11 protein-coding genes and 3 pseudogenes are annotated in these 12,830 nt (G+C 57.9%); 11 read left to right on the top strand and 3 right to left on the bottom strand.

Translation table 11 applies throughout. The annotated features are described in order from the left end of the window. Positions 1–723 (top strand): outer membrane protein (locus DDF70_RS32430; protein WP_162820839.1); only part of this gene is annotated, 723 nt, incomplete at its 5' end. A 200-nt stretch (positions 724–923) separates the two neighbouring features. On the opposite strand, the pseudogene DDF70_RS32425 reads toward DDF70_RS32430, so the two are convergent. Next, a pseudogene (locus DDF70_RS32425) lies at positions 924–1,226 on the bottom strand (integrase core domain-containing protein); the annotation flags it as partial. A 127-nt stretch (positions 1,227–1,353) separates the two neighbouring features. Between DDF70_RS32425 and DDF70_RS32420 the strand changes: the two are divergent. Further along, a complete protein-coding gene (locus DDF70_RS32420) occupies positions 1,354–2,646 on the top strand; it encodes an IS110 family RNA-guided transposase (RefSeq protein ID WP_114948734.1) in 1,293 nt (430 codons plus the stop codon). A 211-nt stretch (positions 2,647–2,857) separates the two neighbouring features. Here the strand turns inward: DDF70_RS32420 and DDF70_RS32415 are convergent. Then, positions 2,858–3,690, bottom strand: a pseudogene (locus tag DDF70_RS32415) (IS3 family transposase); the annotation flags it as partial. Between the two features lie 36 nt (positions 3,691–3,726). On the opposite strand from DDF70_RS32415, the gene DDF70_RS32410 reads away from it, so the two are divergent. The 9 genes from DDF70_RS32410 (at position 3,727) to DDF70_RS32370 (ending at position 11,588) form a co-directional block, all read left to right on the top strand. Beyond that, positions 3,727–4,452 (top strand): amino acid ABC transporter ATP-binding protein, encoded by a 726-nt coding sequence (locus tag DDF70_RS32410; RefSeq protein ID WP_170316146.1) that lies wholly within the window; start codon positions 3,727–3,729, stop codon positions 4,450–4,452. Positions 4,453–4,679: 227 nt separating this feature from the next. Then, positions 4,680–5,741 carry a homoserine dehydrogenase gene (locus DDF70_RS32405; protein ID WP_114948732.1) on the top strand — a complete coding sequence of 354 codons (1,062 nt, stop codon included), beginning with the start codon at positions 4,680–4,682 and terminating at the stop codon, positions 5,739–5,741. Continuing rightward, positions 5,741–7,156, top strand: coding sequence for an aldehyde dehydrogenase family protein (locus DDF70_RS32400; protein ID WP_114948731.1), 1,416 nt, complete (start codon positions 5,741–5,743; stop codon positions 7,154–7,156). Before DDF70_RS32405 ends, DDF70_RS32400 begins: the two co-directional genes overlap by 1 nt. Positions 7,157–7,205: 49 nt before the next feature. Beyond that, entirely contained in the window at positions 7,206–8,084 is an 879-nt protein-coding gene (gene dapA / locus DDF70_RS32395; RefSeq protein WP_114948730.1) for a 4-hydroxy-tetrahydrodipicolinate synthase, read from the top strand. Positions 8,085–8,097: 13 nt separating this feature from the next. Further along, positions 8,098–9,513 carry an aspartate ammonia-lyase gene (locus DDF70_RS32390; RefSeq protein WP_114948735.1) on the top strand — a complete coding sequence of 472 codons (1,416 nt, stop codon included), beginning with the start codon at positions 8,098–8,100 and terminating at the stop codon, positions 9,511–9,513. 14 nt (positions 9,514–9,527) lie between these two features. Further along, positions 9,528–10,337 carry a phosphotransferase gene (locus DDF70_RS32385; RefSeq protein ID WP_114948729.1) on the top strand — a complete coding sequence of 270 codons (810 nt, stop codon included), beginning with the start codon at positions 9,528–9,530 and terminating at the stop codon, positions 10,335–10,337. Then, the gene (locus DDF70_RS32380; RefSeq protein ID WP_114948728.1) at positions 10,334–10,777 is read left to right on the top strand and encodes an Lrp/AsnC family transcriptional regulator; all 444 of its coding nucleotides are present in this window, start codon (positions 10,334–10,336) and stop codon (positions 10,775–10,777) included. The genes DDF70_RS32385 and DDF70_RS32380 overlap by 4 nt, the downstream gene beginning before the upstream one ends. 128 nt (positions 10,778–10,905) lie before the next feature. Continuing rightward, positions 10,906–11,127, top strand: coding sequence for a LysR family transcriptional regulator (locus DDF70_RS32375; protein WP_114948727.1), 222 nt, complete (start codon positions 10,906–10,908; stop codon positions 11,125–11,127). After that, on the top strand, positions 11,088–11,588 hold the full coding sequence (locus DDF70_RS32370; RefSeq protein WP_281024413.1) for a LysR substrate-binding domain-containing protein: 501 nt from the start codon (positions 11,088–11,090) through the stop codon (positions 11,586–11,588). The genes DDF70_RS32375 and DDF70_RS32370 overlap by 40 nt, the downstream gene beginning before the upstream one ends. 16 nt (positions 11,589–11,604) lie before the next feature. On the opposite strand, the pseudogene DDF70_RS32365 reads toward DDF70_RS32370, so the two are convergent. Continuing rightward, positions 11,605–12,830, bottom strand: a pseudogene (locus DDF70_RS32365) (IS3 family transposase).

The raw sequence follows: 12,830 nt of genomic DNA, 5'->3' as shown, positions 1-12,830 counted from the left end.
TCCGCTGCCGACCTTCCGCGCCAGGCGCCGCCGCCTGCCCCGATCATTGCTGCTCCGATCTTCACCTGGACCGGCTTCTATATCGGCGGCAACTTGGGCTGGGGCTGGCGGAACAGCAACAATGACCCTGTGTTCCTCGGAGGACCTGGCATGCCTGTCGGCCTCGCCGGGGGCACGCTCATCTTCGACAACAACAACGACGGTGCCTTCACCGGCGGTGGCCAGATCGGCTACAACTACCAGATCGGCTCGTTCGTGATCGGTGTCGAGACCGACATCCAGGGGATCGACAACGGCAACAACAATGCGGTGTTCATTCCGGGTCCGGGCTTTGCCGGCGGCACCTTCGTTCCCGGCCGGTTTGAGGACTCTGCGGATTGGTGGGGTTCGACCCGCCTGCGCGCCGGTGTCGCCTTCGATCGCGTGCTGATCTACGCCACCGGTGGTGTCGCCTACACGGACAACGACACCGGCTGGGCCGTCGGTGGCGGCCTCGAATGGGCTCTGCCGACGAACTGGGAGTTGTTCGGTGGCAACAGCGCGGTCACTCTGGGCCTTGAGGGCCTGTGGGTCAGCATCGACCAAGGCAACAACAATGGCCCTGTCGGGACCTTTACGCCGGTTGCCGGCCCGGCTGTGGATGTGTTCCTGCCGGAGACCAACAACAACCAGGACTTCTTCGTGGCCCGTGCCAAGCTGAACTTCAAGTTCGGCACGTACTAAGCGGTCGATACAAACACGGAAAGGCCCGGGCATCTCCCGGGCCTTTTTGTATACGCAACAAGAAATGAGGCGATCTCGCGAACCGGGATGTGGCTTCCCAGATTTAATTACCCGTTTTAGCCACCCCAGTGCCCGTTTTTCACAACTGCTCGGCCCGATCGAAAAATGGCCTGCCCCATGTGGGTGATCCGGATGTGATGTTAATTCAGCGTTGGTCTGGGCGCCAGCTTGGAAGCCGGTAGCAAGGCCTCTGGTGCGGGCGGCCGGTAGCCCAAGGATGAGTGCGGGCGCACCGTGTTGTAATGCCGGCGCCAATTCTCGATCACCACCTTTGCCTCCTCCAAGGTGTAGAAGGTCTCTCCTTTCAGTAATTCATCGCGGAGCTTGGAGTTGAAGCTCTCGCAATAGCCGTTCTCCCACGGGCTGCCCGGCTCGATGTAGGCTGTCTTGGCGCCCACAGCCGTGATCCACTCGCGCACGGCTTTAGCCACGAATTCGCTGCCGTAGTACATGGGGAAGCAGCGCGGCGGAGCTGGTCCGGGTTGCGCAGCCGCGCTGCCCGGGGTGGTCATGGCCAGCCAGCAGGTCTCACAGTGATGTCGCTGAACACACACTGGAGGCCGACCGACCATGACCGAGCTCAATCGTACACCTGTCCCTGCCGCTCTGGTAGCAATCGACATCGCCAAGCACCGCCACGAGGTGCTCATCGAGGCTGCCGGCCATCAGCGGCGTCGGCGGCTTACCATCTTGAGCAAAAAGGCGGAGTATGACCGTCTCGTCGAGACCCTTATGGCTTACGGCGGCCCAGTGCTCATCGCCTTTGAGGCCACAGGCGATTACCACCGCGGGCTGGCCTACCGCCTGCTCTCGGCCGGCTTCGAGCTGCGGCTGGTCTCATCCGTGGCGCTCGCCCGCACCCGGGAGGCCCTGCACAACGGCTGGGACAAGAACGATCCCAAGGACGCGCAGGTGATCCTGCACATGCTCCGGATCGGCGCGACCCAGCGCTATGTCGATCCCTTGGCAGCCGGGATCAACGACCTGCAGGAGTTGTCGAACACCCATGAGGCGATCTCGAAGGCCAAGACCGAGACCTGGCATCGGATCCTGACCCACTATCTGCCTTTGTACTTTCCCGAGATCGAGCGCTTCGCCGGCAACAGCCGCTCCGACTGGTTCCTGGCCCTGCTCGAACGCTTTCCCACGCCGGGTAGCATCATGGCCCTGGACCGGGAACGCTTCGTGGAAGAGGCATGGCCTGTGATCGGCCGCAAGGTTTCCAAGGCTCGCTTGCTCAACGACATCTACGAGACCGCTCGCGCCTCCACGGGTCTGCCGGTGACAGAAGACTCTGCGGCCATCACGATGTTCCGCATGGTCTTGGCCGAGGTGCGCAGCCTCATCCGCCAGCGGAATCAGATTGAGGAGCTTGCTCATGCGATGCTGGCCCAGCATGCTGACTACCAACTGCTGTGCACAGTCCCGGGAATCGGCCCGATCCATGCCTTGACGATCCTGGCGGAAGCCGGCGATCTGCGCCGCTTCGGGCACCATCGCCAGTTTCTGAAGTTCTGTGGCCTTGATCTGGCCACCTGCAAGTCGGGCACGTTCCGCGGCCGCACCAAGCTGTCGAAGTACGGCAATGCGCGTCTGCGCCGGGTGCTATGGATGGCCGCCCAAGTGGCGGCTCGTCAGCGCGACAACAGCTTTCGGGATAAACTCGGCCGCTATACTGCGCGTGATCGCCACGATGCCGATCTGCGCCGCAAGGCCGTGACCGCTTTGACTGCCAAGATGGCGCGTGTGGTGCACGCGGTGATCAAGGGCGGAGCAGAATACCGGCCGTTCTTCGAGCGTCCGGTGCCGGGTGGAAGGACCTCACTCTGTGTGGGCCGTGAGGGCGCGACAGCGACCCTGTAGATAATGTTTGGGCCTTCCACCTGGGGTGTATCTCGTATTGAGGACGGTGAGGACCACGGCTGTGATCGCTGGATCCTGTGTTTGCTATGGGAGAGAACAATCCCGTTGACGGTGGAAGCCACCTGGCTCAATCTGAATGATGCGCCGATCCAGCAAATCGGCGCGCTGAGATCTGTTGGCCCAGTGCCCCTGCTGCTCCCCCACATAGGACGTTGTCGGAACGAACATGGCCCGGAACACCGCGCAGGATGAACAGGTCCGAGAGCACGTCGATCACATCGACGGCTTTCAGCTTCCGGTTCACCCGAATGGCCAGGCACTCGCGCGTGAACTCGTCGATGATGTTGAGCATGCGGAACTTGCGCCCGTCATGGGTGCGATCCTCAACAAAGTCATACGACCAGACATGATTAGGATACTCGGGCCGCAAGCGGATGCAGGATCCGTCGTTGAGCCAGAGCCGTCCTTTCTTCGGTTGCCTTTGCGGCACTTTGAGCCCCTCCCGTCGCCAGATCCGCTCGACCCGCTTCTTGTTCACGAGCCAGCCGGCCTCCCGCAGCAGGGCCGTGATGCGCCGGTAGCCATAACGGCCGTACTGGGTCGCCATGGCGATGATGTCGGCCGTCAGCCGTGCCTCATCGTCTCGTCCTTGCGGGATGCGCCGCTGCGTCGAGCGATGCTGTCCGAGCACGCGGCACACCCGCCGCTCGGACAGCTTCAGGGTCGACCGGACGTGCTCGATGCAGGCGCGGCGACGGGCGGGGCTCAGAAGTTTCCCGAGGCGGCCTCTTTCAGGATCTGCTTGTCCAGGGTCAGATCGGCCACCGCGCGGCGGAGCCTTGCATTCTCTGCCTCCAGGTCCTTCAGGCGCTTGACCTGATCCGACTTGATCCCGCCGAACTCGGATCGCCAGCGATAATAGGTCACCTCCGTCACCCCGATGGCGCGAACGGCATCCGCAACCGATTGGCCTTGTGAGGCCATCACATCGACTTGGCGTAACTTTGCGACGATTTCTTCCGGCTTGTGACGCTTCTTGGGCATTGTGGTCCTCCTGTGAGCCTCAAGACATACTTCAGGGTGGACCAGTTCAATGGGGGTGGATCATGGTTCGGTACGTACCAGGTCCTCCAGAACATCAACTTGAATGTTCGTGCCGGAGAGCGAATCGTAATTGCTGGCCCCTCCGGATCAGGCAAGTCAACAATGATTAGATGCATCAACTGGCTCGAGAAGCATCAGAAGGGGCGTATTGTCGTTGATGGGATCGAGCTGACCGATGATCACAAGAAAGTCGATGCTGTCCGCAAGGAAGTCGGCATGGTTTTCCAGCACTTCAATCTTTTTCCTCATCTCACGGTAATGGAGAACTGCACACTCGCTCCAATGTGGGTGCGTAAGATCGACCGTAAGAAAGCCGAGGAAATCGCCGGCCGGTTCTTGGAGAAGGTCAAAATTGCGGACCAGGCTCATAAATATCGGGGGCAACTTTCAGGTGGACAACAGCAACGTGTCGCGATCGCCCGCGCTCTTTGTACGAAACCTAAGGTTCTTCTGTTTGATGAGCCTACCTCCGCGCTCGACCCCGAGATGGTCCGCGAAGTGTTGGATACGATGGTTCGCTTGGCCGAGGACGGAATGACAATGCTTTGTGTTACACACGAGATGGGATTTGCTCGGCAGGTAGCAGACCGGGTGATCTTCATGGACCGCGGTGAAATCATCGAAGAGAATGCGCCGGCCGAGTTTTTCTCGAACCCGCAGCACCAGCGCACTAAGGCTTTCCTAAGTCAGATAATCCATTGACCTGAGCCGGCATTCTTCAGCTTCATTGTTGTGCGAAACAGCCGTTTGTCTGAGCCGGCGACATCCCGGACAAACGGATTTCTACACTTAAACCGCTGATGCATCGCAACCCCCAAGAGGGTAGCAGATTGAGCAAAATGCTCACCCCTTTGGTCTGTTTGCATTATTCCCGCTGAGCGATCCGCACTCCAATATCGTGGGACACAGAACTTCCTCGGAGGATCGTCATGACAGTTTACAATATCGCTCTGATTGGATTCGGCGGTGTTAACCGCGCTTTGGCCGAACTCATTACCACGAAAAACCATCTCTGGGAGCGCGACTTAGGCTTCCGCTTAAACATTGTTGCAGTGAGTGATCTCCATCTGGGTTCGGTCATCTCACCCAACGGTCTTAATGCCAAGACGTTGGTCGACGCAAACTTCGCGAAAGGCGGCTTTGGGCAGCTTTCAGGCGGGAGCTCGGAAGCAGACAACGAGACCATTATCAAGACCGCACCGGCAGACATTATAGTAGAGGCAACCTTCACCAACCCGAAGGATGGCGAGCCCGCCGTTTCCCATTGCCGTTGGGCATTGCAGTCTGGCAAGCATGTCGTGACCACAAATAAGGGCCCTGTGGCCATTGCAGCTCAAGAGCTGAAGGCTTTGGCGAAAGCGAACGGCCTTCGTTTTGAGTACGAAGGTTCGGTGATGAGCGGGACGCCCGTCATCCGAATGGCCGAGAAAACCCTCGTAGGTGCCGAAGTTACCGGCTTTGAGGGTATTTTGAACGGAACATCGAATTTCGTTCTGGGCCGCATGGAAGCCGGACTGGATTTCGCTTCCGCGGTTAAGGAGGCGCAACAACTTGGTTATGCCGAGGCCGATCCGACCGCCGACGTCGAGGGGTTCGATGTTCGTCTGAAAGTTGTTATCCTGGCGAACGAGCTTTTGGGAGCAAACCTTAAGCCCGATGACGTTACGTGCAAGGGTATTTCTAATCTCTCGCCTGCGGACATTGAGGCAGCAGCCGAGACGAAGAGCCGCTGGAAGCTGATTGGCTCTGCTGTGCGGAATGAAGACGGCAAGATCACTGCAAGCGTTTCCCCAAAGCAGCTTCCATTGGGGCACCCTCTGGCAGGCGTCAACGGCGCCACCAACGCAGTATCGCTGAACACCGAACTCCTCGGGCCGGTGACGATCACTGGACCCGGCGCCGGTCGGACTGAAACTGCATACGCGCTTCTCTCTGACATCGTTGCCATTCATTCAGCTCGCAGTTCCGCTGTCGCAAAGGAAGCCGCATAATGCATAACCTTGCCTTAACCCAAACGACGCCCGATGACGAAATTGTCGTGAGAAATCCGTACGACAATACGATTGTCGGAACCGTTCCGGAGACCGGCGCCGAGAGGCTCAATTATCTTATCGAACGTGCAAGGCGTGGAGCACAGATCGCGCGATCCATGCCTCGTCATACGCGCTCGGCGATACTTGAAAAGGCAGCAGCAGCCATAGACGCCATGCGGGAGGAGTTCGCGCTTCTCATTGTGAAAGAGGCGGGCAAAACGATTACTCAAGCCCGGAAAGAGGCAACTCGGTGTGTAAACACCCTGAAGCTCTCCGCAGATGAGGCCAAACGCAACGCGGGTGAGGTTATTCCATTCGACTCATACGCTGGGTCGGAGGCCCGCCAGGGTTGGTATACCCGAGAGCCTCTAGGTATAATCGCCGCTATCACCCCCTATAACGATCCCCTCAACCTTGTCGCCCACAAACTCGGACCGGCAATCGCCGGCGGAAATTCCGTAATTCTAAAGCCATCTGAGCTGACCCCGCTTTCCGCGATTAGGCTTGTTCAGGTTCTTGTGGCCAGTGGTCTGCCAGAGGAAATTGTGACAGTCGCAATTGGTGGGCCTGAACTTGGAAAAGCGATCGTATCGGCGAAGGACGTTCGCATGATATCCTTTACCGGCGGCTTTACCACGGGCGAGGCAATCACCCAGGCTGCCGGCATCAAGAAGATTGCAATGGATCTGGGAGGTAATGCTCCGGTCATCGTCATGGAGAACTGCAACTTTAACGCTGCAGTCGAGAGTTGCGTGTCAGGCGCCTACTGGGCTGCGGGCCAAAATTGCATTGGCACGCAAAGGATCCTGATTCAGCGCTCTATTCATGAGCGGTTCCGGACGGAATTCGTCGCTGCAACGAAAAAGCTCAAGACCGGCAATCCTCTGGAGGCTGACACCGACGTCGGCCCGATGATATCCAGAAGGGCAGTCGGTAGAGCGTCAGCCATGGTTGACCGAGCGGTTGCTGCCGGTGCGACCTTGCTTTGCGGTCACGAGCCGATCGGGAACCTGTATCCACCAACGGTTTTGGAGAACGTTCCTTCCGCATGTGATGTCTGGACGGAGGAAGTGTTCGCGCCAATCGTTATTCTTGAGCCCTTCGACGAGCTGACCGATGCAATTGCCCTCGCGAACAGCCCTGAATACAGCCTTCACGCCGGCATCTTCACAAACGATCTGGAAGGGGCCCTTGAGGCCGCAGACAAGATAGATGCAGGTGGTGTCATGATCAACGACTCGTCAGACTATCGGTTCGATGCGATGCCATTTGGCGGTTTCAAATACGGCAGCATGGGGCGCGAAGGCGTTCGGTTTGCCTATGAAGACATGACGCAGCCGAAGGTCGTGTGCATCAATCGCCTGAATCGGTGAACGCTTCTTGAATAACTGCAGGCCAATCAGCGTACTTGGGAGTGTATGAATGTTTAAAGGCTCGATTACGGCGCTTGTAACGCCGTTCGCTGATGGCCGTGTCGATGAGGTTGCGTTGCGCGACCTCATCGAGTGGCAAATCGAAGAAGGCTCATCTGGCCTCGTACCCTGTGGAACAACGGGAGAAAGTCCAACCCTCAGCCATGCCGAACATAAACAGGTTGTAGAGATCGCAGTCGGTATTGCGAAAGGACGCGTCCCGATTATTGCCGGGGCCGGCTCCAACAGTACTAACGAAGCTATCGACTTCGTTCAGCATGCGCAGAGGGCTAGCGCTGACGGCTTGCTGATCGTCGCTCCTTATTACAACAAGCCAACGCAAGAAGGCATCTATCTGCACTTCAAAGCGATTGATGCTGTCAGTCATATCCCAATCATCGTGTATAATATCCCCGGTCGAAGCGTGATTGATATTGAAGTTGAGACTTTGGCACGGATTTCTAGAGACTGCAGGAACGTAAAAGGCGTCAAGGACGCCGCCGGCAATCTCCTCCGTCCCTCTCGCGAACGCATGGCGTGCGGCAAAGAATTCAATCTCCTGACAGGCGAGGATGGGACCGCATTAGGATACATGGCGCATGGCGGCCATGGTTGTATTTCGGTCACGGCGAACGTAGCCCCGCGCCTTTGTGCGGATTTTCAGAACGCCTGTCTGAACGGTGATTTTAAGACAGCACTTGCGCTGCAAGACCGCTTGATGCCGCTTCATCGGGCTCTGTTCCTCGAAACTAACCCCGCCGGCCCGAAATATGCTTTGCAGCGGCTGGGCCGAATCCGCGGCGACCTGCGTTTGCCTCTGGTCGAGGTCAGCCGATCTGTACAGGACGAGATTGATCAAGCAATGCGTCATGCAGGCATTCTTGGTTAGGGGGATAGAGATAATGGTTGCTGATCGTATAGAGTCTGATTTCATCGGATCCCTTCCCATCCCTGGTAACGTGCTCTATGGGATCCACACGGTCCGTGCGGTGCAGAACTTTGACGTGTCGGGGCTTCGCCTCAAGGACTTCCCTGAGCTCATCCAGTCGATGGCAATGGTGAAGAAGGCGGCCGCACTGACAAACAAGGAACTCGGGTTACTTTCGCCTGAAAAGGCGCGGGCGATCTCAGAAGCTTGTGACGACCTAATCAATCTCAACGGGATAAATGAGAACTTCCCCGTAGATATGATGCAAGGTGGAGCCGGGACGTCCACCAACATGAATGTAAACGAGGTTGTCACCAACCTCGCTCTCGTTAAACTGGGTGCTAACCCCGGCGACTACTCGACGCTGCATCCGAATGACGATGTCAACCTCTCTCAGTCGACGAATGACGTTTATCCGACGGCAATACGGTTGACGATCCTGCGTGCCGGGGACGCCCTCACTTCGGCGCAGGGTACGCTTCGTGACGCCTTTCGAGTGAAGGCTGCTCAATACGCTGACGCACTCAAGGTTGGTCGTACACAGCTGCAGGACGCGGTTCCGATGACGGCTGGCCAGGAGTTCGAAGCCTTTGCCGAGCTTATTGACGAGGACATCGCCCAAGTTCAATCGGCCTCTCAGCTCTTGAGGGAAATCAATCTCGGCGGTTCCGCAATTGGTACATCCATCAACGTGCCCCAAGGGTTCTCGCGGACTGCGTGCGATCATCTCAGCCAAATTTCTGGCTTTGACCTGCTACCTGCTCGCAATCTTATTGAGGCTACCTCTGATACAGGAGGATTTGTTTCGTTCTCCGGTGTCTTGAAGCGTATCGCAGTCAAGCTCACAAAGATCTGTAACGATTTGCGGCTCCTGAGCAGCGGACCGCTCGCCGGTTTGGGTGAGATTCGCTTGCCGCCTATGCAGGCCGGCTCGTCAATCATGCCGGGGAAGGTCAATCCAGTCATTCCTGAAATGGTGAACCAGATTGGCTTCCAAGTTATTGGGAACGACCTGACCGTCACCCTCGCGGCAGGCGCAGGTCAATTGCAGCTCAACGCGATGGAACCTGTCATTGTTCTCAACATCCTACAGTCGATGAAAATGTTGACGAGAGGAATGGAAATTTTGAAACACCGCTGCGTCGACGGTATCGAAGTCGACGTGAATCGTTGCAAATCCCTGCTTGACCAGTCTCTTGTGCTTGCTACGCCCTTGGCAAAGCTCATCGGGTATAGCAAGGCGGCGGATCTGTCCAAAAAGGCGCTGGCAGAGAAGAGGAATTTGCGTCATGTCGTTACAGAAGAGGGGGTCTTGGCCACAAGCCAAATCGACCAAATCTTCGGCGATACAGCTGAGTTTGTAAACTGCTCGAAGAGCGCATCGGGTTAATTAGAGGCGAGAAAATGGCTGTATTCACCGAGCTGTCAGACGAGGATCGCGACTCGATTACTGCAGCCTACGGTATGAGCTCATTGTCCTCGGTTATCGGAATTGCCGACGGCGATAGAGAGACAACTTATCTGTTCCGAGCCGGAGAGGGTGAGTTTATCGTAACGTTGTTCGAGAACGGCGCTGAGCCGCTGGATCTAGAGTTGGCTTTCGAGACTATGGAAACTCTGTATAATAATGGCGTTCCCTGCCCTAAACCCGTCCGCACTGTCCACGGCCATTCCACCTTCCAGGCAGCAGGGCGTCTCGTTGCTACGGTTAGTTTCGTGCCAGGTTCAGCCACGAACGACGCAACGCCCGCGAGGTGTGAAAGCCTCGGCCGCGTGATGGCGCAGATCCACACGATTTTGCAACGAAGCCATAAAAGACCTGCAGCCGACTTACCTACTGGCGCAGTGCACGGAGCGTTAGTCCATCAGAATGTTTTCTTTCTTGGGGAAGAAGTCAGCGGAATTATCAACTTCAGACTACGCCATGACGATGCTCTCATTTCTGAGGTTGCGGACGTTCTTGTGCGATGGACAAGCCGTCCCAATGGAGAACTGGACCAGGAAAAGGTCCATGCGGTCTTGGGAGGCTATCAGAGCGTTAGGAGAATTACGGATGCGGAGAAGGCGGCTCTTCCCGGCTTCGTATTAGCGTCTGCAGCTCGACGGTATGCAAGCGACAAGCGAAGAGCTTGTCTGCCCGGGGCCGCTGTGCTTGCATATGAGTCAGTTAGGCCAGAAATTGTAGCTTGCTCGGGTGGCTCAAGCACATCATGAGATATGTACTTGATCGGACGGATGAACAGATCCTCGCTGAGTTGAAAGCCAATGCACGCATCTCCCACGCTGACTTATCGGCTAGGGTCAACTTGTCACGGAATGCGGTCCGGGTTCGAATAGAGCGGCTTGAACGCGAAGGCTTTATCAAGGGATATACGATTGTAACCGGCGAGGGTGGGAATAATCAGCATATCACTACTGCGTTGATGTTCGTGTACCGTCATGATCGCATGAGGGGCGGTGACGTTATACAAGCCTTACGGAAGATTCCGGAGGTCGTCGCGTGCGATGTGATGACCGGCGATTTTGACCTTCTGGTGAGAGTCGAGTCCGCCGAGGCGGACCGCATTCGACAAATCTGGCAACAGATATCTGAACTACCTGGCGTGCGGGATACTCTCACGGCGTTCGCCCTCTCCTCTGTCATTCGGAGATAGCTAGTGTGAGCGTGAAATCAGCGCCTTCGATCTCTTTACAACCAGATAACTCAGAAGTAGCGGTGCCCTTCAACACAGAGACGTAATATAGATAGTTCAACGGGAACAGGTGTCGGCCAGCCGCGAACATGAAAAATCTCCGCAACCTTCCGCTCCCAACTTTACGCACGTTTGAGGCTGCTGCTCGACATGGAAGTCTTACCAAGGCAGCAAATGAACTGAACCTCACGGACAGTGCTGTCAGCCACCAAATACGCCGGCTTGAAGATGCTCTAGGATACGCGCTGTTCATCAAGTCAGGCGCGGTCTTGTGCTCAGTGGGGCCGGTAGGGCCCTTGCAAGAACTGTAGCAGGCGCGCTCCAAGAAATCTCGAATACGGCTTTGCGGTTGGCGGACTTAGAGGAGGGCGGTGGAAAACTGGAGATTGCCTGCCCGGCAATGTTCGCTAACACTTGGCTTGCGAATAATCTTGGCCAGTTCTGCAAAGATCATCCGACGATTGAATGCCATATTAGATTTGTTGATAATCATCGTGTTCACGAGTTGAAGGATATCGACATCGGTATTGCTTTTGGCAACGGCGGCTGGCCTGATCGGTGGTCCACGCTGCTCGCTCAAGTCACTGTTGCACCAGTGTGCAGCCCCAAGCTCCTGGAAGACATTGGAGGTCAAATCACAAGACCGGACGATCTATGCAAAGTGCTTCTTCTGCACTGGGATGATGGTTCGGAGTGGCGGCGGTGGTTCTCCGACGTGGGAATGCCAGGTGCGGACCAGAGTGCTCGCCACTGTACCGCCCGCAGTTTTTGAGACACCGGATTGAAGCCTACGCGGCGAGGGCCGCGGATGGAAGCTGGTTGTGCCGGACGGCTTTCGGCGTCTGAAATCCGTGCCGGGCTATCAGCCAGGTGGAGTTGTAGGTTTCTCGGAAGGTCAGCAGCGCCTGGCGCAACTCCTCGATGGTTTCGAACGAGCGCACCCACAGCAGGTTTTCCTTCAGGGTGCGGATGAACCGCTCCGCACAGCCATTGCCTTCAGGAGCCTGCACAAAGGCCGGCGAACTCTCGATCCCAAGGAACCGCAACTCGTCCTGGAATGCTCGCGACATGTATTGGCTGCCATGGTCGTGCCGGATCGACAGGCCTGAAGCAATCCCTTTGCTAAAGCCGCCAAAGTGCTCGCGTACGCCCTGGCGCAGCGGCTCGAGAGCTTCAAAGCGGGTGGCTTGGCGACTGGCATGAATGCCGACGCACTCGGCACTGTAGTGATCGACCGCCACGAACACGGCAGCTTGCCCTTCGCCAGTCCAAGCGGTGGTCATGTCGGTGCCCCACAGGGTGTCGATGGTTGCCGGAATGATCGTGCCGTCGTGGTTGCGCGGCCCACGCGGCGCCCCCATCCGGGACGGCGCCAGCAGGTCGTGCTCGCGCATCAGCCGCAACACACGGCGGAGCGAGGTGCGGATGCCCTTCAGGCGCAGGCGGGCCCAAACTTTCCGATGCCCCTCGCCATGGAACGGACTGGCGGCCAGGACGGCACGGATCTCGGTTGTGAGCACTGGATCGGACAGCGGTCCGACCGGGCCGCGGCGCCGCCGGTCCGTCTGCGGCTGACGCTGCCGGTAGACGCTCGCCCGGGCCACGCGCCAGATCCGGCAGACACGCGCCAAGCCATAGGGCCGGCCGCTGCTCGGCGAGAGGGCCCGGCTCATCGCCTCGACCTCCTCTGAGCTAAAGGGCGGCCGCCCTCCAGAAGGGCAATCTTGGCCTCCAGCAGCTCACGCTCCAGCAGCATCTCGCCGAGCCGGGCCTTGAGCCGCTCAGTCCCCAGCGCCTCACCGGTGGCCAGCCGGGTGGCGAGACTGGCCTCGCCGGCTGCCAGGAAAGCATCGCGCCAGCCGCTCAGCGTGGCGGCCGTCACGCCCAGGGAGCGCGAGACCGTGTCCAGATCCTCACCGCGCAGCAGCCGCAGAACCGCCTCGCGTTTGCGCTGGCGCGACATGCGCCCACCACGGCCCGGACCGGCCGCATCCTTCATCATCTCTGTCATCAT

It is taken from the genome of Microvirga calopogonii (assembly GCF_003347665.1).
GTDB classification, from domain to species: Bacteria; Pseudomonadota; Alphaproteobacteria; order Rhizobiales; family Beijerinckiaceae; genus Microvirga; species Microvirga calopogonii.
Note: the sequence above shows the minus strand (reverse complement) of the source record. Positions and strands in the feature narration are given on the sequence as shown.